The 22,806-nt window shown below is 70.7% G+C and carries 18 protein-coding genes; 10 read left to right on the forward strand and 8 right to left on the reverse strand.

The genetic code is table 11. From position 1 onward, the window contains the following. Positions 1–62: 62 nt before the first annotated feature. The 6 genes from OJ997_RS07530 to xylB all read right to left on the reverse strand — a co-directional run bounded on the left by OJ997_RS07530 (position 63) and on the right by xylB (position 10,630). Positions 63–683: a cupredoxin domain-containing protein gene (locus OJ997_RS07530; RefSeq protein ID WP_270024454.1), complete on the reverse strand. Its 621-nt coding sequence runs from the start codon at positions 681–683 to the stop codon at positions 63–65. Beyond that, complete coding sequence (locus OJ997_RS07535) at positions 680–2,266, reverse strand: DUF1501 domain-containing protein (protein WP_270024455.1); 1,587 nt, start codon at positions 2,264–2,266, stop codon at positions 680–682. Before OJ997_RS07535 ends, OJ997_RS07530 begins: the two co-directional genes overlap by 4 nt. Position 2,267: 1 nt before the next feature. Beyond that, positions 2,268–4,067, reverse strand: coding sequence for a DUF1800 family protein (locus OJ997_RS07540; RefSeq protein WP_270024456.1), 1,800 nt, complete (start codon positions 4,065–4,067; stop codon positions 2,268–2,270). 212 nt (positions 4,068–4,279) lie between these two features. Beyond that, positions 4,280–5,521 carry an ROK family transcriptional regulator gene (locus OJ997_RS07545; protein ID WP_270024457.1) on the reverse strand — a complete coding sequence of 414 codons (1,242 nt, stop codon included), beginning with the start codon at positions 5,519–5,521 and terminating at the stop codon, positions 4,280–4,282. Positions 5,522–5,621: 100 nt separating this feature from the next. Then, entirely contained in the window at positions 5,622–9,125 is a 3,504-nt protein-coding gene (locus tag OJ997_RS07550; protein ID WP_270024458.1) for a ThuA domain-containing protein, read from the reverse strand. Positions 9,126–9,196: 71 nt separating this feature from the next. Further along, complete coding sequence (xylB, locus tag OJ997_RS07555) at positions 9,197–10,630, reverse strand: xylulokinase (RefSeq protein WP_270024459.1); 1,434 nt, start codon at positions 10,628–10,630, stop codon at positions 9,197–9,199. A gap of 47 nt (positions 10,631–10,677) precedes the next feature. Here xylB and OJ997_RS07560 point away from each other — a divergent pair, with 47 nt between their 5' ends. From OJ997_RS07560 to OJ997_RS07600, 9 genes are read left to right on the forward strand one after another with little or no spacing between them, the layout of a single operon-like run. Further along, positions 10,678–12,102: an FAD-binding oxidoreductase gene (locus OJ997_RS07560; protein ID WP_270024460.1), complete on the forward strand. Its 1,425-nt coding sequence runs from the start codon at positions 10,678–10,680 to the stop codon at positions 12,100–12,102. 40 nt (positions 12,103–12,142) lie between these two features. Continuing rightward, on the forward strand, positions 12,143–13,045 hold the full coding sequence (locus tag OJ997_RS07565; protein ID WP_372517879.1) for a sugar phosphate isomerase/epimerase family protein: 903 nt from the start codon (positions 12,143–12,145) through the stop codon (positions 13,043–13,045). Between the two features lie 2 nt (positions 13,046–13,047). Further along, complete coding sequence (locus OJ997_RS07570; protein ID WP_270024462.1) at positions 13,048–14,271, forward strand: Tm-1-like ATP-binding domain-containing protein; 1,224 nt, start codon at positions 13,048–13,050, stop codon at positions 14,269–14,271. 25 nt (positions 14,272–14,296) lie between these two features. Then, positions 14,297–15,127 carry a creatininase family protein gene (locus tag OJ997_RS07575; protein WP_270024463.1) on the forward strand — a complete coding sequence of 277 codons (831 nt, stop codon included), beginning with the start codon at positions 14,297–14,299 and terminating at the stop codon, positions 15,125–15,127. After that, positions 15,124–15,918, forward strand: a complete 795-nt coding sequence (locus tag OJ997_RS07580; RefSeq protein ID WP_270024464.1) for a DeoR/GlpR family DNA-binding transcription regulator — start codon at positions 15,124–15,126, stop codon at positions 15,916–15,918. Before OJ997_RS07575 ends, OJ997_RS07580 begins: the two co-directional genes overlap by 4 nt. A 23-nt stretch (positions 15,919–15,941) precedes the next feature. Continuing rightward, positions 15,942–16,943: a sugar phosphate isomerase/epimerase family protein gene (locus tag OJ997_RS07585; protein ID WP_270024465.1), complete on the forward strand. Its 1,002-nt coding sequence runs from the start codon at positions 15,942–15,944 to the stop codon at positions 16,941–16,943. Continuing rightward, the gene (locus OJ997_RS07590) at positions 16,944–18,125 is read left to right on the forward strand and encodes a Gfo/Idh/MocA family protein (RefSeq protein ID WP_270024466.1); all 1,182 of its coding nucleotides are present in this window, start codon (positions 16,944–16,946) and stop codon (positions 18,123–18,125) included. It abuts the gene before it with no gap. A 49-nt stretch (positions 18,126–18,174) separates the two neighbouring features. Then, a complete protein-coding gene (locus tag OJ997_RS07595; RefSeq protein ID WP_270024467.1) occupies positions 18,175–18,498 on the forward strand; it encodes a luciferase domain-containing protein in 324 nt (107 codons plus the stop codon). Then, the gene (locus OJ997_RS07600; protein WP_372517876.1) at positions 18,495–19,367 is read left to right on the forward strand and encodes a zinc-binding dehydrogenase; all 873 of its coding nucleotides are present in this window, start codon (positions 18,495–18,497) and stop codon (positions 19,365–19,367) included. Before OJ997_RS07595 ends, OJ997_RS07600 begins: the two co-directional genes overlap by 4 nt. Here the strand turns inward: OJ997_RS07600 and OJ997_RS07605 are convergent. Next, entirely contained in the window at positions 19,355–19,807 is a 453-nt protein-coding gene (locus tag OJ997_RS07605) for a hypothetical protein (RefSeq protein ID WP_270024469.1), read from the reverse strand. The two genes, OJ997_RS07600 and OJ997_RS07605, sit on opposite strands and share 13 nt — an antisense overlap. Before the next feature lie 27 nt (positions 19,808–19,834). Here OJ997_RS07605 and OJ997_RS07610 point away from each other — a divergent pair, with 27 nt between their 5' ends. Continuing rightward, positions 19,835–20,374 (forward strand): cysteine hydrolase family protein, encoded by a 540-nt coding sequence (locus tag OJ997_RS07610; RefSeq protein WP_270024470.1) that lies wholly within the window; start codon positions 19,835–19,837, stop codon positions 20,372–20,374. Here the strand turns inward: OJ997_RS07610 and OJ997_RS37425 are convergent, their stop codons facing one another. Further along, positions 20,375–22,756 (reverse strand): ATP-binding cassette domain-containing protein, encoded by a 2,382-nt coding sequence (locus OJ997_RS37425; protein ID WP_270024471.1) that lies wholly within the window; start codon positions 22,754–22,756, stop codon positions 20,375–20,377. Positions 22,757–22,806 lie beyond the last annotated feature (50 nt).

Consider the following 22,806-nt stretch of genomic DNA (forward strand, 5'->3'; position numbering starts at 1 on the left):
CGCTTTATCGGCAGGTCCGGCAAAGAGCCGGTAAAGCGATCCACCGATCGGGGGAAGCCGCGTTAGCGCACGCTGATCGCGGCGGCCATTCCCGCCTCCTCGTGCTGGGGCAGCGAGCAGTACAGCGTGTAGGACCCGGCCGGCAACGTGACCGTCAGCGTCTTGGTCTCCCCCGGCGCGAGATCGATCTTGCCCAGGTCGCGCGTGGCGTCACGCACGGTCAGGTTGTGGTCGTCCTCGCCACGGTTGTTGGCGTTGAAGTCGATCTTCCCCGCGGCCAGGATCCGGTAGGACGGCCGGACCGTCCACTCGCGCACGTCCGTGAGGTCCACGTTCGTGCGTGACGGGAGCGGCACGGGCGTCGTCGTCGCCACGGGCGTGGCGGTCGGCGTCGGCGTCGCGGTCGCGCCCGGCTTCGGGGTCGGCGTCGCCTCGGGCTTGTCCCCCGAGGACGGCGAGTCCGGCCGCGGCGACGGGTTCGTCGACGGCGTCTCCGCCCCCGGGTTCCCGGGCTTCTTCGGCTTCGGCTTGGCCTTGACGGGCTTCTGCTTGCACGTCTTCTTGGCCGCCGGCGTGTAGGCGGCGGCGCCGATGCTGGTGGTCGCCACGCACTTGCGCGGCTTGACCTCCATCGTCGGGCCGCCGAAGCCGGCGAGGCTCAGCAGGATCGCGAACCAGGTCACTTGAACAGCCGGCGGCCTTGCAGCCCGTCCCCGCGGACCAGCGACTCGATCGTCGGGCCGCCGAGCAGCGACTGCGAGTTCTCCTCGCCGAGCCACTCGTCCAGCACCGCCTTGTACACGGAGCGGTAGTCCGTCGGGACCTTCAGGTTGCCCTGCCCGGGGTTGTTGGTCGGCACGAGCTCGTTGAGCTCGCAGCCCGGCCAGTCGGACGCGAAGCCGCCGCGCACGCCGCTGCCCATCGCGAACATCAGGCCGCCCGCGCCGTGGTCGGTGCCTGCCTCGGTGCCCGTGCCGTTCTCGCGCACCCGGCGACCGAACTCCGAGAACGCCAGCGTCGCGACGCGCTGCTCGATGCCGCGCGCCTGCAGGTCGGCCCGGAACGCGGCCAGCGCACGCGAGAACTCGGCCATCTGCCGGTCCTGCGCGACGAGCTGACCCGTGTGCGTGTCGAACCCGCCCCAGTGGATGGTGATGATGCGCGTGCCGAGGTTGGCCGCCAGCAACGTCGCCGCCGTCTTCAGCCGCGCCGACAGCGTGCTGTTGTTCGGGTAGGCGATCGGGACCGGCGTGGCCGTCGGCGTCGGGGTCGGGCTCGGCACCGCGGTCAGCGACTGGATCCGCTCGTAGGTCGTGTACGCGAGCCCGTAGGTCCCGCGCGAGCGGGCGAGGTAGGCGTTGCCCGCGCCCGCCTGGAGCGCGGCGAGGTCGCGCACCTGGGCGTTCAGGTTCGTGTTCGTGCCGCCGAAGCTCGACTGGCTGTGCGTGAAGCCCGACATCGGCAGCGACGGGATCGCGCACACCGGCTTGGAGTCGGTGCGGATCGCCTTCGACAGCGCGGTGTCGATCGAGATCGCCTGCAGCGGGTTGTCGCTGGAGCCGTTGCGGTCGATCCAGCGGCCCAGCCAGCCCGTCTTGGTGTTCTGGTCGTTGCTCGCGGCGAACCAGATGTCCGAGTTGTCGAAGTGCGACAGCGAGTACTGCTTGGCGTCGACCGCCGGCATGATCGCCAGGTCCGAGCCCGTGCCGCCCGAGCCGTCGCCGAACAGCGTGTCCAGGCCGTAGCCCTCGCCGCCCGCCGCGAACTGGAAGCGGGGGTCGCTGTTGTCGCCGCCACCGTTCTTGGACACGATCGTGTTGGCGAACGACAGCGCCGCGCCACCCGCGCCGGGCAGCGGCTTGGAGCCGACCCGCTCGGCCGTGCTGAGACCTTGCGCGCGATGGATCATCGGGCGCGCCGTGACGTACGCGCCGTAGTCCTTGGCCTCGTTCGGGAGGATCCAGTTCAGGCCGTCGTTGCCGCCGGCCAGGTAGATCAGCACGAGGCACTTGTCCGTGGCCGCCTCGTTGGCGTTCGCGACGGACTCCCAGACCTGGTCCCAACCGAGCTGCTGGGCGCCGTAGATCGACGCCGTGCCCGCGATCCCCCACTGCAGCAGCTTGCGCCGCGTCAGCTCGTGCGAGGACTTGCCGGCCGGGAAGCCGTCGAGCGCGGCGTATGGGACCGGCATGGTCTGCTGGGGCAGCTCGTCGCGGACGCGCGCGAGCTCGATCTCTTCACACTCGATGCAGCGCTGATGCTCCATCTCACATCACCTGCCCATCGGGTCCGCCAAGGATCATCGCTTGCAATGCGTAGAAGCGCGTGCGCCGCGCCGTGATGTTGGCCGCGGCGCTGCCGTCGCGGTTCGCGTCCGTGAAGTTCTGGGCGAACTTGAGCAGCTGGGCGCTCGTCGCCGCCGAGATCCACGGCCGGTTCACCGACGCGTACGCGCGGTCGAGCACCGCCTGCGGTGACTCACCCTTGATGTCCGCCGGGTAGTTGATGCTGCCCGCCGGGACCGGCGTCTCGGTGTTGCGGTAGAAGTTCGAGTACTTCAGGTACTGCGCGATCCGGACCGTGTCGAAGCGCGCCTGCACGGTGTTCGTGTTCAGCCACGACATGCCGCCCTCCCAGCCCGCGACGTTCGGCGGCCGGTAGATCCGCTGCTGCATGTTGTTCATCGGCCCCTGCAGCTGCGTGTGCTTCATCGGCGCGCCGAGCTGGCGCAGCACGCCGATCATGTAGACGATCGGCGGCTTGATGAGGTTGGGCTCCTCGAGCGACTCGAAGATCTCGGTCGACGTCAGGATCCCGCGCAGCAGCGGCTTGAGCTGGTAGCCGTTGCCGCGGTACTCGGCGCTGAGCGCATCGAGCTTCGCCTGCGGGATCGGGCCGGCGATGAACTCGCCCCAGAGCTTGCGGATCAGGAACTGGGCGTGCTGCGCGTGCTGGAGCACGATGTCGATCGCCTGGTTGACCGACGACGGGCCCCACTGCAGGCTGGCCGGGTTCGTGGTCGTGTTCGTGGACCCGGTGACGGCTTCGATCACGCGCCCGAGGATGGTCTTCTGGGCCATCTCGAACTGGTTGGGCGCGAACGTGATCTTCCCGTAGTTCGGGTTCTCCGTGATCTTGTCGGCGAGGAACTCGGCGCCGTCGAGCCGCCAGCCCGTGAGCGCCTTGGTCAGCCCTTCGATGTCCAGCTGCGAGTAGTTGTCGTTGCCCGCCGGGTCCTTCGGCCCCAGGCAGAACAGCTCCATGATCTCGCGCGCGTAGTTCTCGTTTGGCTTGGTGCGGGTGTTCGCGTTCAGGTTCAGGTACGACGACATCGCGGCGTTCTTCGTCGTCATCTCGTACGCGAGCTGGCGGAAGGTGGCGTTCGGGTACTTGCCGAAGTCCGCGTACTCGAGCAGGTGGTTGCGGTAGGCCACGCACCACTTGTCCGAGACCGAGCCGTCGTTGGTGGAGATGACCCAGTGGCGGTGCCAGTAGAAGGCCATCCGCTCCGGGAACGGATTGACCGCGCGCTGCATGCGGTCCAGCCACTCCAGCTCCATCTCGACCTCGGACGCGAACGGGTCGATCGTGGTCGCCCCGGTCGTCGTCTTGGGGAGCGGCATCCGGTCGTCCAGCGTCTCCGGCGTGCTGAGGAACCAGTCGACGAGGTCCACGTGACGCTTGCCGATCCACGCGTCGCGCTGCTCCTGCGTGGGGCCGAAGCCCGCGCGCCAGAACAGGCGGTCGACCATCGCCTCGGTCATCGTGTCGTAGGGCGACGGCGTCGGCGGCGGTTCCTCCTCCACCGGCGGCGGCAGATACGGCACCGGCGTCGGCGTGACCTCCGCGATCGGCGCGCCCGGGTTGGCCGTGCCGGGCGGGCCGACCGGCTTCGCGCCCGCCGGCTTGGGCACCGTCACCCGTACGCTCGTCGACAGCGCTCCCGCGCGCTTGGCCTTGTCGTAGGCCCGGACCGCGTACCGGTACGTCTTGCCCGGCGTCACCTTGGTGTCCGTGAACGAGCTGCGCGTCGTCTTGCCGAGGCTCTTCCCGTCGCGCAGGATCACGTAATAGGCAGGCTTGGCACCCTTCGGCGCCGCCCACCGCAGCGTCACTCCCCCTGAACCGGCGCTTGCGACCTTCAGCGATCGCGGCGCGGCCAGGCGCTTCTTGGCTGCGGACTTGCGTCCGAAGACCGACCCCCCATCCATGGGTGCGACTTTCTCATTGTTCTCGGTCCGAACACAAACCTAAACTAAAATTTAGGTTTGAACTCCGACTAAGCGGGGAGTTCGGCAGCCACCAGCGTGGGGTCGGCGAGCAGCCGACGGAGCTGCGTCGCCGCTGCGCCGCGCATCGCGGCCTCCGCCCCCAGATTCGACGACAGCACGGGCGGGACCGCGCCGTTCCCGCCCAGTACACGCGTCGAGAGCTCGGAAGCGATCACGGGTGCGAGCCATTTCGTCATCGGCGCGAAGTGCCCACCGAGCACGACGGCCTGCGGTGACAGCAGGTTGACGACGGTGCCGAGCGCGATCCCGAGCCAGCGCCCGCAGTCCTCGAGCGCCGCCAGCGGTGCCGGCTCCCCCGCCTCGGCGCGCCGGACGAGCTCCCCGACCGGCCGCGCGAGCCCGCGCGCGCCGCCCTCGCCCTCACCGTCGATGCCCGCCGCGGCGAGCACCGGCTCCAGGCCCGCCCGGGTCTCCAGGCAGCCGCGCGAGCCGCACGCGCACTGCAACCCGTCGTGCTCGACCGTCGTGTGCCCGAACTCGCCGCCGAAGCCGCGGTAGCCACGGAACAGCTCGCCGCCGAGGATGAGCCCGCCGCCGACGCCGATCTCGCCCGAGCAGTACATGAAGTCGCTGATGCCGGTGGCCGCGCCCTCCCACAGCTCGGCGAGCGCGGCGAGGTTGGCCTCGTTGTCGACGCCGACCTCGAGCCCGGGCGCGTCGATGCGCTCGCGCAGCAGGTCGCAGATCGGCACGTCCTTCCAGTGCAGGTTGGGCGCGATCAGCACGGCGCCGTGCTCGATGTCGACGAGCCCGGGCACGGCCACGGTCGCGCCGATCGGCCGCAGCCCCTGCGCCTGGACCTCCTGCAGCGCGCCGCGCGCCAGCTCGCCCAGCCGGTCGAGCACTTCCTCGACATCGCGGCCGCGGTTGTCGACGGCCTCCATGCCCTTGTAGCGCGAGCCGCCGGCCAGGTCGGTGGCCTGCACGCCGACGTAGTCGACGTTGACCTCCAGGCCGAGCGCGACCACGCCGTCGCGGGCGACGTCGACCACCAGGCCGGGCCGGCCGGCCGTGCCGCGATGCTCGGCGCCGCGCTCGACGAGCAGGCCGAAGTCCATCAGCTCGCTCACGAGGCTGGAGACCGTGCTCTTGTTCAGGCCGGTGTCCGAGGCGATCGTCGCGCGCGACCGGGGGCCGCGTTCGACCACCTGGCGCAGCACGACACTCAGGTTGTGGCGGCGCACGGCGCGTTGGCTCGACAGCTCGATCGCCGGCTTCGGGGTCCACATGAGGTCAGGGAATGTACCGACGGACACGTCAGTCGGCCCGCCTAGGGCCGGCAAGGGGTCCGCCGCGGCGACACGGAGCAGTCGCCGCGGCGGACATCGGTCACGGAGTCGTGGTCGACAGCGTGAACGTCAGCGCCTTGCTGTAGGCGCCGGTGCGGAGCGCCTCATTTTGCCCGATCGCCTGCTCGAAGCTCAGCGTGACGGTGTCGTTGGACACCGGCCCGCCGTAGGTGAGCAACGAGGTCGGCGCACCCGAGCCGCCGACCGGGGCGAACGCCCCGCCCGTCCCGGCCGCGCTCGTGGCCTTCGCCTGGAGCGGAGCCGCGAGGGAGAAGGCGCCGTTGACCAGACGGCCCGTCGCGGTGGCGGAGGCATCGGAGACGCTCAGGCGGGCGTCACCGGCGGTGGAGATCACGTCGGCCTTGGAGGTCGCCGTGTACGTCTTGGCCAGGCCCGGCGTGAACGCGCCGAACGTGGCCGGCGTGCCGAGCGAGAGCCCGAGCGTCGCCGGCACGCTGCCGCCGACCGTGCCCTGGGCCGGCTCGCCCTGGAGCGTCGGCGTCGGCGGCGCCGCCTCGTTGCCGCTCATCCAGCCGACGAGCTCGGCGCCCTTGGACTGGAGCTCGAGCAGCGCGGTGCCGCTGTCGGCACCGGCGTTGGCGAGGCGCTTGGCCTGCGCGACGAACGTGCGGGCGAACCCGGCGGCGGCCGCGAAGTCGTCGGCGCGGTAGGCCGCGTCGGCGCTCGCCAGCGCGGAGCTGAGCGCGGTCTTGCCGGCCGCGGTCACGTTGCCATCGGCGGCGGCCTCGTCCAGCAGGTCCTTGACCTCGTTGAACGTGACGCAGTTGCTGTACTCCTGCCCGGCGGTCCACTGGACCGCGTTGAGCATCATGTCGCGCCACCACTTCTCGGTCGTGAACTGCCAGTTGTGGCCGAGGGTCGTGGTGAACGAGCGCCCGCCGTCGAAGTTCCGGCACCAGGTCATCGAGTGCCGGTCGCTGTTGTGCAGCGCGCCCGCGCCGTAGCCGAGCTGGCCGACGAGCGAGTCCTCGTTCTCGTACATCAGCGGGTGCACGATGCCGAGCTCGGCCGGGTTGCGGTTGGTGTTGTAGAGCTCCTCGACGGTGAAGAAGCGCGGCGGCACGGACTGCATCGTCGAGTGGGCCGGATCGGCGTTGAGGAGCTCGACGTGACCGCCGGACTCCGTCTCGACCAGGATGCCGCCCTGGTTGGAGCCGTGGTTGGTGAAGCCCGCGCCGACGAGGTCCATGAACCACGGCACGTTCTGCATCGAGTCGATGCCGCCGTGGATGGCGATCACGCCGCCGCCCGCCCGGACGAACCGCTGCAGGTTGGCGAACTCGACCGCGTTCATGGTCGCCGTGCCGTTGATGCCGACCGTCGAGTTCAGGACGACCGTCTTGTACTGCTTGAGCTGCTCCCAATCCAGGAACGGGCTCGTGGGCAGCGAGACGCCCGCGGGGGCCTGGCGGCCAGGGCTGGCGCCGATGTTCGGGTCCCAGATCTCGACGTCGAAGCCGTTGGTGGTACCGAGCTCCTGGAACATCGTCTCGAAGTCGACGATCGACTGGTGGCGGAAGCCACCGGCCCGGCCGCTGACGAGGATCTTGTAGGTGGCGAACGGGTTCGCCTTGAACGGGCTCGGGTTGTAGTACTGGCGGATCGCCTGCACGCCCTCCTCGGCCCCTTCGACCGTGATGCCGGTGCCGGACGTGTCGACCGGCGTGCCGTTGAGCTGCGCGATCAGCGCCTCACCGGCGCTCTGCAGCGGACGTGAGCTCGCGGCAGCGGCGTTGAACGCCTGCAGGGCCGTGACCGCCGCGGCGGTCTGGCCCGCGTCGGCCTTGGTCTTGGCGTCGGCGAGCAGCGCACGCAGCTCCGTGGCCTTCGCGGCGCTGATCAGCGGCTGCGGGTCGGCGACCGCCGCACCCGTCGCCTGCGCCTTCGTCAGCGGGCTGGCGAGGATGACGTTGTTGAGGTTCGTCGCGGTGCCGGACGCGTGGTCCTTGGCCAGCGGCGCGGTCAGCTCGACGTTCGCCTCGGGCGCGGCCGGCAGCGGCGAGAGGTTGCGCTTGACGTACACGACCTCCTGGTTGGCGCCGGTGTCGAGCACGATCGGCTGCCCGGCGATCGGGCCGTTGTTGCTCGGCGGGTTGGGGCCGGCGAGCGCCTCGCTGTTGTAGCTGGCAAGGCGGATCTTGGTCGAGCCCGCGGTGGCGGCGGCGCCGAGCGTCGTGCTCAGCGTCGGCGCCGTGCTCAGCGCCTTGGCGACGGTCACCGTCTCGGCGGTGTCGCCCGAACCGACGACGATCTCCTGGCCGGCGCGGAACCCGACCGGGCTCGCGAGCCGCAGGCCGGTGGCGCCGACGGCCTGCGCGCCGTTGAGCGTGGTGCGCAGCGCGTTGTTGGCGTACTGGTCGATCACCGTCGCGAGGTCCGCGAACGAGGTCGTGACGACGAACGTGTTCACGTACTTGGACGTCTGGCCCGCCGTGTCCTGGAGCGAGACGGTCTGCACGTGCTTGCCGACCGTCAGCCGGTTCACGTCCAGCGTCTTGGGCACCATGAACGTGCCGTCGACGGTCATCCGCCGCGGGGCGGCGCCGCCCGCGCCGGTGGCCACGGTGTCGCCGGCGTCGCGCAGGCGCGGGTCGGCCCGCAGCGGGGTGAGCGTCTGCGACTGCAGGATCTTGCCGTCGACGACCTGCGGCACGTAGACCGCGGAGCCCGACAGGTGCGCGCGCTGGAGCGCGGTGGTGAAGGTGATGTTCGGCGCCGGGGCGACCGCGGCCGCGTCGACGGCGGCGACCTTGACGGTCTCCGCGCCCGAGCCGGTGTCGACCTGCAGGGTCTCACCGGCGGTGCGGCCGGCGACGCTCGCGAGGCGCAGGCCGGTGGCGCCCGCCGTGGAGGCGGCGCTCAGCGTCGAGGCCTGGGTGCCCCAGGTCGCGACCGGGCCCTTCGTGTCGATCTGCAGCGTGATCGTGTGGGCGTACGCGGTCGCGGCGACCGCGGTGTTCGCGGTGTGCGCCTTCGTCAGCGGCGCCGTGAGGGTGACGTTGGGCGTGGTGCCGCCCGGGTTGGGCAGGACGACCGTCGCGATCGTCGCCGTCTCCTGGCCCGCGCCCGTGTTGAGCACCAGCTGGTCGCCTGGGCCGAGCCCGTTGGTGCTGTTCAGGCGGACCGCGGTCGCCCCGACCGCCGCCGCCTGGTTGAGGGTCGTGTTGACGGCTACGCGGGAGAGGTTCCCGGAGCTGTCCACCGCGCGGTAGCGCAGCGGTGTGTTGCCCTCCTGCGACAGCGCGACGGGCGCCGTCGCCGACGGACCGGCCGTGACCGGCACGTCGACGTACGTCGCCCCGCCGTCCAGCGAGTACTGGAACTTGCTGACGGCGACGTCGTCGGTCGCCGACAGGTTCAGCGTCTGCGGCGCCGTCAGGCGCCAGCTGTTGTTGCCCGTCGGCGACGACGCGAACGTGGCCGGCGAAACGACTGGTGCAGCGGTGTCCTGCGCCTGCGCTGTGGACGGCAGCGCGGACAGCGCAGCGGCGACCGCAGCCGCGGTGGCGACTCTCCTTGACACGACCCTCTCCCCTCGAAAACCCTATTTGGTCCGGCGTGCCAACTAAACACTGTCTGACAATCGCGTGTCAACTACCTCTTTAGCTGGCTGAGGGCCGGGTACAGCGCGCGGTAGCGGGCGCGCAGCTCCCGGTAGGGCTCGATCCACTCCTGCACCGGCTCCACCTCCGAGTGCGTGTGGACGCAGGCGGCGACGGCTTCGTGCACGTCATCCCACAAACCCCCGGCGACGCCGCCGAGCAGGGCCGCGCCGTACGCCGCGCCCTCCTCGACCGCCAGCCGTTCGAGCGGGATCTCCAACACCGAGGCGACGATCTGCAGCCACAGCTCGCTGCGCGCGCCGCCGCCGGAGACGCGGCCGCGCTCGCCGCCGCCCACGAGGTCGAACGAGTCACGCAGCCCGCAGGCCACGCCCTCGAGCACGGCCCGGGTGAGCGCGCCGCGGTTGTGGCGGATCTCCAGGCCGGTGAACGCGCCGCGGGCGTTCGGGTCGGCGTGCGGGGTGCGCTCGCCCGTCAGGTACGGGAGGAACGTCAGCCCGTCCGCCCCGGGGCCCCACGCCTTCGCCTCCTCGGTGAGCTCCGGGAACTCGCCGCCGACCACGCCGCGCAGCCACGCGAGCGAGCCGGCCGCGGAGAGCATCACGCCCATCTGGTGCCAGGCGCCGGGCACGGCGTGGCAGAAGGCGTGCACGCGGGCCTGGGGGTCGGCCCGGTACTCGGGCAGCGCGGCGAAGACGACCCCGCTCGTCCCCATCGCGACCGAGAGCGGGCCGGGCCGGTCGACGCCGACGCCGAGCCCGCCCGCCGCCTGGTCGCCGGCGCCCGCGGCGACCGCGATCCCCGCCGCCGTCCGGCCACTCACCTCAGGCGACTCGAGCACGGTCGGCAGCCACGCCTTGTCGATCTCGAGGATGTCGAGCACCTCGTCGCTCCAGCGGCGCTTGGCCACGTCCAGCAGCAGCGTGCCGGAGGCATCGGCGACGTCGATCGCCCGCTCCCCCGTCAGCTTCAGGCGCACGTAGTCCTTCGGCAGCATGATGTGCGCGATCCGGGCGTAGTTGTCCGGCTCGTGCTTGCGCAGCCACAGCAGCTTGGGCGCGGTGAAGCCGGTCAGCGCGCGGTTGCCGGTCAGCTCGACGAGGCGGTCGAAGCCGACGCGCTCCTCGATCTCCGCGCACTCCGCCCCCGTGCGCTGGTCGTTCCACAGGATCGCCGGGCGGATCGGGCGGTCCTGCGCGTCCAGCGTGACGAGGCCGTGCATCTGGCCGGAGAGCCCGATCCCGGCGACGCCGTCGGTCAGGCCCTCGAGGGCCTGCTGGGTGGCGGCCCACCAGTCGTCGGGGTTCTGCTCGGACCAGCCGGGCTTGGGTGTCGAGAGCGGGTACGGGACCTCGCGGCGCTCGAGCACCTCGCCGTCTTCAGCGACGGCGATGACTTTGACCGCGGACGTTCCGACATCGATGCCGATCGCGGTGCGTGACGGATTCTGAAGTGTTGATGACATTTGGCTTGACAGCGATTGAAGGGTAATGCAAGGTTCGCTGTCAATAGATGAAGTCTTCTGTTACGCAGCTGGCCGAGCTCGCACCCGCCCTCGCGGCGCTCCTCGGGGAGGACGCGGTCCACACCGAGGACGCACAGCTTGACGCCTACACGGCCGACACGTACTGGCCCGCCATCCATGCCCGCGCGGCGGGGGTGCCGCTGGGCCGGCCGGACGTCGTGGCGGTGCCCCGGCGCGAGGAGGACGTGGCGGCGGTGCTGCGGCTCGCTTCCGAGCACGAGGTGCCGGTCGTCGCGTGGGGCGGCGGCTCGGGCACGCAGGGCGGCGCGGTGCCGACCGGCGGCGGGCTCGTCGTCGACCTGCGCGGGCTGGACACGATCATCGAGATCGACGACGTCTCGATGACGGTCACCGCGCAGGCCGGCGTGAACGGGGACATCCTGGAACGCGCGCTGAACGAGCGCGGCCTCATGCTCCCGCACTACCCGGCCAGCTCGCAGTGGGCGACGGTCGGCGGGTACGTGTCGGCGCGGGGCTCCGGCGTGCTCTCCACGCGCTACGGCAAGATCGAGGACCTCATCGTCGGCCTGCGGGTCGCGCTCCCGAACGGGCAGCTGATCGACAGCGTCGGCGTCCCGCGCCACGCCGTCGGCCCCGACTTCACGCAGCTGTTCGTCGGCGCGGAGGGCACGCTCGGGATCGTCACCCGCGCGAAGCTCGAGGTCGTCCCGCTGCCCGAGCGCAGCTTCGCGGCGCTGCACTTCCCGTCGGTCGCGGCGGGCGTGGACGCCTTCCGCACCGCGCTCGCCCGTGGCAACCGCCCGTCCGTGATCCGGATGTACGACGAGGAGGCGACGGTGCGGACGCTCTCCCCCGTCGTCGGCGAGCCGCTCGACGGGGTGTGCGCGATCGTGGTCTTCGAGGGGGGAGAGCCGGCGGTGGTCGCCGCTGAGCGGACCGCCACGATCGAGCTCGCGCGCCTGGAGGGCGCGCGCGAGCTCGATCCCGCTCTGGCCGAGACCTGGTGGAACCGCCGCTACGACTTCTACAAGCCGCCCCACCACCCCGAGCTGCCCGCGATCTGGGGCACGATCGACGTCGTCGCCTCCTATCGCGACATCCACGCGGTCCACCAGGCGCTGAAGACGGCGGTCCGCGACCGCTACGCGCCCCAGGGCCTCCAGCTGCGGATGCACTTCTCGCACTGGTACCGCTGGGGCACGATGATCTACGCCCGCTTCCTGATCCCGGACGGCGGGCCCGACGCGCTCGCCCTCCACGACCGGATCTGGAACGACGGCGTGACGGCCGTCCTGGCCGCCGGCGGGGTCATGAACGACCACCACGGCGTCGGCCTCAAGCTCGCACCCTTCATGCACGCACAACACGGCGCGGGGCTGGAGGCCTTGCGCTCGATCAAGTCCGCGTTAGATCCTCTCGGCATCATGAATCCCGGCAAGCTCGGCCTCTGAGGAGTGGGCCGTGCCGGAGGAGGAGAGGAAGACGATGGCGATCAAGGTGTCGATGCACAACTGGATGCGTCCAGAGCCGATCGAGCGGACGATCGAGCGGCTCAGCCGGTTGGGGTACGACGGGATCGAGATCTCGGGTGAGCCGGGCCTGTACGACGTCGGTCACGTGCGCGGGCTGCTCGAGGAGCACAACCTCGAGTGCTGGGGCGCGGTGACGCTGATGATGGGCGCGCGCGACCTCTGCCACGAGGACCGCTACATGCGGCTCGGGTCGATCGAGTACGTCAAGGACTGCCTGACGTTCGTGTCCCAGCTCGGTGGCCAGATCGTCACGGTCGTGCCGTCGACGGTCGGCAAGATCACGCCGATGGGCTCGCCCGCGGACGAGTGGCGCTGGTGCGTGGAGGCGCTGCGCGAGTGCCAGGCGCACGCGGAGACCGTCGGCGTGCGGATCGGCCTGGAGCCGCTCAACCGCTTCGAGACGTACTTCCTGAACCGTTGCGAGCAGGCGCTGGCGCTGTGCGACGCGGTCGGCGGGAACATCGGCGTGGCGCTGGACACGTTCCACATGAACATCGAGGAAGCCGACCTGATCGACGCGATCCACCAGGCCGGCGACCGGCTGGTGGACTTCCACGTCGCCGACAACAACCGGATGCCGCCCGGCCACGGCGCGCTCGACTGGACGGCGATCGTGCGCGCGCTGCAGACGATCGGCTACGAGGGCCACATGACCGCGGAGTTCGTCGCGTCGCTGGACCGCAGCGTCATCTCCGACCGGGAGATCGGCGACGCGTCCGAGGCCGGCGGCAGCGCGGGCATGGAGAAGTTCCTGCGCGACCACTCGACCGGCGCCGTGCCCGAGGTCTATTACGACCGCTACGCGCTCGAGAGCGTCGACTACCTGCGCTCTGTCCTGGCCTCGACCGCAACCGCCGTATAGGCATGCCCGCCGTCGCCCTGATCGGGACCCTCGATACCAAGGGCGACGAGATCGCGTACGTGCGCAAGCGCCTGGAGGCGCTGCGCGTGGACGCCGTCGTGATCGACAGCGGCATCCTCGGCGAGCCGGGCTGCGTGGCGGACATCGGCCGGGAGGAGGTGGCCGCGGCGGGCGGCCACGCGTTGGCCGACGTGCAGTCGGCGGGGTCGCGCGGAGCGGCCGTGTCGCTGATGGTGGACGGGGTCCGGGCGCTGGTCGTGCGCCTGTTCGCCGAGGGCCGGGTGCAGGGCGTGCTGTGCCTGGGCGGCGCCGAGGGCGCGCTGCTGGGAGCCGCGGCCATGCAGGCGTTGCCCGTGGGCGTGCCGAAGCTGCTCGTGTCGCCCAGCGCGAGTGGGCGCCGCACCTTCGCGGCCTTCGTCGGCGAGAGCGACGTCTGCGTCATGCACTCCGTCGTCGACATCCTGGGCCTGAACGGCATCTCGCGACCGATCTTCGACAACGCCGCGGCCGCGATGGCCGGGATGGTGCGGGACGCGGGTGCGCCGCTGGGCGCGCTCGGCGAGCACTGCGTCGGCGTGACGATGCTCGGCCAGACCACGCCGGGCGTGATGCGCCTGCGCGATCAGCTCGTGCGCGCCGGCCACGAGCCCGTGATCTTCCACGCCAACGGCGTCGGCGGCCCCGCGATGGAGCACCTGTGCGAGGAGGGCGCGCTGCAGGGCGTCGTCGACTACACGCTGTCCGAAGTCGCCAACTCGCTCAAGGACGGCATGCACGCGACCGGCCCCGAGCGGCTGACGATCGCCGGCCGGCTCGGCCTCCCCCAGGTCGTCGTGCCCGGCTGCGTGGACTTCTTCAACCAGGGCCCGCGCGACTCGCTGCCGCTCGCCTACCGCTCCCGCAAGGCCTACTTCCACAACCCGGTGATGACGCTGGTGCGCCTCGACCGCGAAGAGTCCGCCGAGCTCGGCGGGATCGTGGCCGAGCGGCTGAACCGCGCCACCGGGCCCGTGCACGTCGTCGCGCCCACGCGCGGGTTCTCGCTGGCCGACGCCGAGGGCGGCGACCTGTGGGACCCCGAGGCCGACGCCGCCTTCTTGGACGCGCTGTCCAGTGCCTTGCGCCCCGAGATCCCGTACGAAGCCGTCGACGCCCACGTCGACGACCACGAGTTCGCCGACGTGGTCGCCTCCCGTTACCTCGCCCTTGTCGGAGCTTATGCCTGATTCTCGCCCTGTTAGCCACTGCATCATGGACCTCGCGCCGCCGGACATCGCGTGGTTCCAGGAGAAGTCGGACATCATCCTCGTGCCGATCGGCTCCTGCGAGCAGCACGGCGCGCACCTGCCGCTGGGCACGGACACGATCACCGCCCTGGAGGTCGCGCGGCGCGCGGCCGAGCAGGCCGACGTGCCCTACACGGCGCCGTTCTGGGCCGGCTACTCGCCGCAGCACATGCGCGAGACCGAGTCGGCCGTGGGGACGATCACGCTGCGCGCGGAGACGCTGAACGCGGTCCTCTACGACATCCTGCGCTCGCTCATCCACCACGGGTGGAACAAGCTCATCCTGGTCAACGGGCACGGCTCCAACGTCAAGGTGCTGGACCCGCTGCTGCGGCGGATCAAGTACGAGACCGGCGCGCTGGTCGCGCTCTACAAGCCGTACGCCGAGCGCTACATCGGGATCCTGGAAGGGCTGCTCGACAACCCGCCCGAGGAGACGCCGGGCTGGCACGCGAGCGAGCTGGAGACCTCGCAGGTGATGGCGCACAACGCGTCGCTGGTGCGGATGGACCGCGCCGCCGAGGACCGCGCGCAGGCGCCCGAGTGGCTGCCCGACTCGTTCCTGAAGTCCGACGGCGCGCCCGACGTGCAGTTCGAGGGCTACCAGTACTTCTCGTTCCCGATGGACCACGGCGAGTTCTCGCGCACGGGCGTGATCGGCAACCCGATGACGGCCACTCCGGAGAAGGGCGAGGAGGCCCTGACCCGCTTCTCCGGCCATCTCGTGCGGGCGATCGACGAGTTCCGCGGCCTGGACGTGCAGGTGCGCCGCCGCGCGTTCGAGGAGCGCGTGTGAGCACCATCCCTCCCGCCTTACGGAGGGCCCAGATCCTCGAGCGCATCCAGCGTGACGGCGGCGTGTCCGTTGCCGATCTCGCGCGGGAGCTCACGGTGTCGTCGATCACCGTCCATCGCGACCTCGAGCAGCTCTCGCGCGACGGGCTCGTGGAGCGCGTGCACGGTGGTGCGCGGGCGTTGCCGGCCGCGGGGCCCGCAACCGCGATCCCGCCCACGGGCTGGGAGCAGCGCGCGGCGGTGGCCCGTGGCGCGAAGGCCGTGATCGCCGCGCACGCCGCGCGCGAGGTGCAGTCGGGCTCGACGATCTTCCTGGACTCCTCGTCCTCGTGCCTGGCGCTCGCCCGCCAGCTCGTGGTGAGCGAGGCCGCGAGCAACCTGACGCTCGTCACCAACTCGCCGGCGATCGCCTACGAGCTCGCCGACGAGCGGATGCTGGTGATCGTCACGCCCGGCGAGCTGGATCAGCACATGCGGCTGCTCGCCGGCCGCTGGACGACCGACTTCCTGGCCGGGCTCAACTTCGAGCTGGCGTTCGTGTCCTGCGCGGGCGTGACGCTGGACGCGGGGCTCACGACGTCGCGGCGGGCGCTGGCGGACGTGATCAACGTCGCCAGCGCGAACGCCGCCCGGACGGTGGGGCTGATCGACTCGAACAAGTTCGGGCGCGCGTCGCTGCTGACGATCGCCCGTGCGGAAGACCTTGACGCCATCGTCACGGATGAGGGCCTTGACGAGGCGACCGAACACACGTACCGAGCGGCCGGTGTGGCGCTCGAAATCGCGAAATAGCGCAACGAGGAGGAGAGATAGGGATGGCACGACCCGTAACGCTGTTCACCGGCCAATGGGCCGACCTCAGCTTCGAGGACCTGGCCGCGAAGGTCGGGGAGTGGGAGTTCGACGGCCTCGAGCTGGCGACCTGGGGTGACCACTTCGAGGTGCCCAAGGCGCTGGCGGACCCGTCGTACATCAAGGGGCGGCGCGAGGTGCTCGAACGCCACGGGCTGAACATCTGGGCGATCGGCGCGCACCTGACGGGGCAGGCGGTGTGCGATGTGATCGATGGGCGCCATCAAGGCGTGCTGGACCCGGAGGTGTGGGGCGACGGGGACGCCGAGGGCGTGCGCCAGCGCGCGGCGGAGCGGATGAAGGACACGGCGCGCGCCGCGGCGCAGCTGGGCGTCGAGGTCGTGACCGGGTTCTCCGGCTCGTCGATCTGGCACCTGTTGTACTCGTTCCCGCCCAACGACTGGGCGGACATCGAGCGCGGCTACGAGGACTTCGCGGAGCGCTGGTCGCCGATCATCGACGTCTTCGACGCGGAGGGCGTCAAGTTCGCGCTCGAGGTCCACCCGACCGAGATCGCGTACGACTTCGTCACGACGCGGCTGGCGCTCGACGCGCTCGACAACCGCGAGGGCTTCGGGATCAACTTCGACCCGTCGCACTTCGCGCACCAGTTCCTGGACAGCGCGCAGTTCGTGGGCGAGTTCGCCGACCGCATCTACCACGTGCACGTCAAGGACTCGATCAAGCGGCTCAACGGCCGCCGGTCGATCCTCGGCTCGCACATCAACTTCGGCGAGGAGGCGCGCGGCTGGGACTTCGTCTCCCCCGGCCACGGCGACGTCGACTTCGAGGACCTGTTCCGGGCGCTGAACCGGATCGGCTACCAGGGTCCGCTGTCGATCGAGTGGGAGGACTCCGGCATGGACCGCGACTGGGGGGCCCCGGACGCGCTCGCGTTCGTGCGCCGGACCGACTTCGCCCCGTCCACCGTCGCGTTCGACGCGGCGTTCGCGCGGGAGGGCTAGATGAGCAAGGTCGGATTCGTCACGATGGGCGAGTCGGCGGGCGGGGACGACATCCCGACCGTCGGCGTGGGCATGCTCGGCTACGGGTTCATGGGCAAGGCCCACTCGAACGCGTACAAGACGCTCGCCTACATGACCTGGCCGCCGCCGCTGATGCCGCAGCTGGTGTCGATCGCGGGGCGCAACGAGGAGGCCGTCGCCGGCGCCGCGCGGCGCTACGGCTTCGACGGCTACGTGACCGACTGGAAGGCCCTGGTGGCCGACGAGCGGATCGGCGTGTTCGACAACTCGGGGCCGAACAACTTCCATTCCGAGCCGACGATCGCTGCCGCCGAGGCGGGCAAGCACGTGATCTGCGAGAAGCCTTTGGGGCGGACCGCGGAGGAGTCCTACGAGACGTGGAAGCGCGTCGACGCGACCGGCGTGAAGGCGATGGTGGCCTTCAACTACCGGTTCGTGCCGGCGGTGCGTCTGGCGCGGATGATCATCGAGTCGGGCGAGCTCGGCGAGATCTTCCACTTCCGCGGGCGCTACCTGCAGGAGTGGATCATCGACGCGGACTTCCCGATGGTCTGGCGGCTCGACAAGGACGTGGCCGGCTCGGGTGCGCTGGGTGACCTCGGCGCGCACGTGATCGACCTCGCCCGGTATCTGGTCGGCGAGATCGCGGCGGTGAGCGCTTCCACCCGGACGTTCGTGAAGGACCGCGAGGGCCAGGCCGTGACCGTCGACGACGCGGTCGAGTCGGTCGTGGACTTCGAGAACGGCGCGGTCGGGACGATCGAGGCGACGCGCTTCGCGTCCGGTCGCAAGAACGCGCTCCAGTTCGAGATCAACGGCTCCAAGGGCTCGCTCTCGTTCGACATCGAGCGGCTGAACGAGCTCGAGGTCCACTACCGCGACTCCGCCCCCGGCAACCTGTCGCAGGGCTTCCGGCGCGTGCTCGTCTCCGAGGCCGACCATCCCTTCTGGGAGCACTGGTGGCCGCAGGGGCACATGATCGGCTGGGAGCACACCTTCGTCCACGAGATCCACCACTTCTTCACGGCGATCCGCGAGGACACGGAGATCGGGCCGCACGGCGCGACCTTCGAGGACGGCTACCGCGCGGCGGAGATCTGCGACGCGATGCTGCGCTCCGCGGAGAACGGCGCGCGCGAGTCGCTCAGCTACCGGTCCTAGGACCAAAGGCGTCTGGATACCGGGCATCGTCGGCGCGACGATGCCCGGTATGTCCACCATCGCTGAAGAAGTCGAGGCCTGGCCGGGCGTGACCGCCGGCCACGGCGAGCGCGGCGAGTACGCGTTCAAGGTCGGCGCGCGCGAGATCGGCCACCTGCACGGCGAGCGCGTCCTGCACATCGGGCTCCCGAAGCCCGTCTGGCACGAGCTCCACGACGCGGGCCGGATCGACTACCACCCGGTCTTCCCCGGCAAGCCGGGCTTCGGCGCCCGCGCGATCCGCAGCGAGGACGACAAGCGCGACGCGATCGCGATCCTGCGCCTGAACTACGACCGCGTGATCGAGCGCTACGGCCTTCCCGTCCCGACGTGAGAGCGGTCTGGCTGCGGCAGTTCGGCCCGCCCTCGAACCTCGTCCTCGGCGACGCCCCGAACATAAAGAGGGACAGTCCCTCTTTAAGCTTGATCGACGTCGCGTACGCGAACATCACGTTCGTCGAGACGCAGATCCGCGCGGGCAACGGCCCGTTCCCGGTCAACCTGCCGATGATCCCCGGCAACGGCGTCGGCGGGTGGTTGGACGGCCGGCGCGTTGTCGCGTCGCTCAATGGCAGCGGCGGCTACGCGGAGCAAGCGGCCGGGGGCGAGGTGTTCGAGGTTCCGGACGGCCTGGCGCTGGACGACGCGGTCGCGCTCTTGGCCGACGGCCGCACGGCGACGCTGCTCACGGACGCGGCGGCGATCCAGCCGGGCGAGCGCGTTCTCATCCTCGCGGCGGCGGGCGGGGTCGGCACGCTCCTCACCCAACTGGCCCTGCGTGCCGGCGCCGAAGTGACCGGCGCGGCGAGCCACTTCAAGCATGACGTCGTGACCTCGTTGGGCGCCACCGCGACGAACTACGAACTTAAACGTCCTGGACGTTCAAGTTTGGTCTTTGACGGCGTGGGCGGCGAGGTGGCGCGGCGGGCGTTCGAGGCGCTGGAACCGGGCGGGCGGATGCTCTCGTACGGGCTCGCGAGCGGCGCGTGGGCGGACATCTCGGCCGAGGAGGCCGGGGCGCGGGACGTCACGCTCGTGCGTGCCGGTCGGCCGACGCGCGAGCACACCGAGCGGGCGCTGCGGTCAGGGCTTCGGCCCGTGATCGGCCAGCGGTTCGCGCTGGAGGAGGCCGCCGCCGCGCACGCCGCAATCGAGGCGCGCGCGACCACCGGCAAGACGCTGCTCGTGGTTCAGGGCGAGTAGTCGACCCGCTCGAACCGCCAGGTCTCGGCGAGCCAGCGCGGGACGAAGGCGTCCAGCGCGCGTTCCAGATCGCTCCCGACCTCGTTGTCCACGACCCACCAGGACGCGACCGCGTCGTGCGGCGCGTCGCCGGCGGCCGGGTCGATGTAGACGCAGCCGAGCAGCTCGGCCTCGTCGGCCGGGAGCACCGCGTAGTTGAAGGTGATGTGGGCCGCGATCTCGTCCTCGTGGTGCTGGAGGTCGTCGCGGTCCTGCTCGTGGGTCATCGTCGCCGGCGGCCAGCCCCACGCGTCGCCGTACTTCGCCAGCCGGTCGCGGGAGCCCATGACGGCGGGCAGGTCGATGTCGACGTCGTCGGCGCGGATCGGGCGCAGGTGATGCCCGGTCGGCAGGTCCACACGCAGGGGGTGCTCGAAGCCCTCAGGCAGCCATGTATCCATCGTCGAGGGTCAGGGTAAGGGCGAACCGTGCCTGAGACTGCCCTGATCGTGATCGACATGCTCAACACCTACGACCATGAGGACGGAGAAGCCCTCGCGGAGTCGGTGCGCGAGCAGCTGCCGCAGATCGTGGACCTGCGGGACCAGGCCAAGGCGCACGAGGACGTCCTGCTCATCTACAGCAACGACAACCACGACCGCTGGCACGCCGGGCGCCACGACCTCGTCGAGCAGGCAATGGCTGGCAAGCACCCGGAGCTGATCGAGCCGATCGCGCCGACCGACCCGCTGCCGTTCATCCCCAAGGGGCGGCACTCGATCTTCTACCAGACCGCAATCGACCATCTGCTGCGGATCGAGGAGGTCAAGCGGGTGGTCCTCGTCGGCCAGGTCACCGAGCAGTGCGTGTTGTACTCGGCGCTGGACGCGTACCTGCGCGGCTTCGACCTCGTCGTCCCGACCGACGCGGTCGCGCACATCGACCCCGGGCTCGCCGAAGCCGCGCTGCGGATGATGGAGCGCAACCTGCACGCCGACCTGAGGCCGGCCGCGCAGGTCTTCGCCTAGCTACGCCCCCACGTACTCCGCCAGGTGCTCGCCGGTCAGCGTCGAGCGCCCGGCGACGAGGTCCGCCGGCGTGCCCTCGAACACGACCTTGCCGCCCTCGTAGCCCGCGCCCGGGCCGAGGTCGATGATCCAGTCGGCGTGCGCCATCACGGCCTGGTGGTGCTCGATCACGATCACGGACTTGCCGGACTCCACGAGCCGGTCCAGCAGCGCGAGCAGCTGCTCGACGTCGGCGAGGTGCAGGCCGGTGGTCGGCTCGTCCAGCACGTAGATCCCGCCCTTGTCCGCCATGTGGGTGGCGAGCTTGAGCCGCTGGCGCTCGCCGCCCGACAGCGTCGTCAGCGGCTGGCCGATCGTCAGGTAGCCGAGCCCGACCGCCGCGAGCCGGTCGAGGACCTTGTGCGCCGCGGGGAGCTTCGCGTCACCGTCGGCGAAGAACGCCTCGGCCTCGGCGACCGACATCGCGAGCACCTCGCTGATGTCCTTTCCGCCGAACTTGTAGTCGAGCACCGACGCGTCGAAGCGCTTGCCCTCGCACTCCTCGCACGGCGTCGGCGTGCCGGCCATGATCCCGAGGTCCATGTAGATCACGCCCGCGCCGTTGCAGTTCGGGCACGCGCCCTCGGAGTTCGCGCTGAAGAGCGCCGGCTTGACGCCGTTGGCCTTCGCGAACGCCTTGCGGATCGGCTCGAGCAGGCCCGTGTAGGTCGCGGGGTTCGAGCGCCGGGAGCCGCGGATCGCGCCCTGGTCGACGGTGACGACGCCCTCGTGGCCCTCGACCGAGCCGCGGATCAGCGAGCTCTTGCCCGACCCGGCAACGCCGGTCAGCACCACGAGCACGCCGAGCGGGATGTCGACGTCCACGTCCTGCAGGTTGTTCGTGCTCGCGCCGCGGATCTCGAGCTTGTCGGAGGCGGTCCGCACCGCGTCCTTGATCGAAGCGCGGTCGTCGAGGTGGCGGCCGGTGATCGTGTCGCTCTCGCGCAGCGCGTCGAACGTGCCCTCGAACATGATCTCGCCGCCGCCCGAGCCCGCCTTCGGCCCGATGTCGACCACGTGGTCGGCGATCGCGATCGTCTCCGGCTTGTGCTCGACCACCAGCACCGTGTTGCCCTTGTCGCGCAGCTGCAGCAGCAGGTCGTTCATGCGCTGGATGTCGTGCGGGTGCAGGCCGATCGTCGGCTCGTCGAACACGTAGGTGACGTCGGTGAGCGAAGAGCCCAGGTGGCGGATCATCTTCGTCCGCTGCGACTCGCCCCCGGACAGCGTGCCCGACGGCCGGTTGAGCGACAGGTAGCCGAGGCCGATGTCCACGAACGACTCGAGCGTCTCGCGCAGCGCGGTCAGCAGCGGCGCGACGGTCGGCTCGTCCAGCTTGCCCACCCACTCCGCGGTGTCGGAGATCTGCATCGCGGACACGTCGGCGATGCTCACGCCGTCGATCTTGGAGGTGCGCGCCGCCTCGCTCAGCCGCGTGCCGTCGCAGTCCGGGCAGGTCGTGAACACGACCGCGCGCTCCACGAACGCGCGGATGTGTGGCTGCATCGCCTCCACGTCCTTGGACAGCATCGACTTCTGGATCTGCGGGATCACGCCCGTGTAGGTGAGGTTGATGCCCTCGACCTTGATCTTCGTCGCTTCCTTGTAGAGCAGGTCGTGGCGCTCGCGCTTGTTGAACTTCTTGATCGGCTTGTCCGCGTCGAAGAAGCCGCTGCCGCGGAAGATCCGGCCCATCCAGCCGTCCATCGAGTAGCCGGGGATGGTGATCGCGCCCTCGTTGATCGACTTCTCCTCGTCGAAGAGCGCGGTCAGGTCGAAGTCGCTGATCGACCCGCGGCCCTCACAGCGCGGGCACATCCCGCCGACGCGGCTGAAGCTCGCGCTCTCGGTGATCGTCTTGTCGCCGCGCTGGACGGTGATCCCGCCGCTGCCGCTGGCCGACGCCACATTGAACGAGTACGCGCCCGGCCCGCCGATGTGCGGCTCGGCGATCCGGCTGAACAGGATCCGCAGCATCGCGTCCGTGTCGGTGACCGTGCCGACGGTCGAGCGCGGGTTGGAGCCCATCCGCTCCTGGTCGACGCTGATCGCGGTCGTGATCCCGTCCAGCACGTCCACGTCCGGCCGCGCGAGCGTCGGCATGAACCCCTGCACGAACGCGCTGTAGGTCTCGTTGATCAGCCGCTGGGACTCCGCGGCGATCGTCCCGAACACCAGCGAGCTCTTCCCGGAACCCGAGACCCCGGTGAACACCGTCAGCCGGCGCTTCGGGATCTCGACGCTGACGTCCTTGAGGTTGTTCACGCGCGCCCCGTGCACGCGGATGAGGTCGTGGCTGTCGGCCGCCCGCGGCGTGTCCGTCGTCGTCTCGGTGCTGCTCACGGACCGCACTCTAGGCGCGGAGCACGGCCCGCGCTTCTCGATTCATGATC

The organism is Solirubrobacter phytolaccae (genome assembly GCF_027587195.1).
Taxonomy (GTDB): Bacteria; Actinomycetota; Thermoleophilia; order Solirubrobacterales; family Solirubrobacteraceae; genus Solirubrobacter; species Solirubrobacter phytolaccae.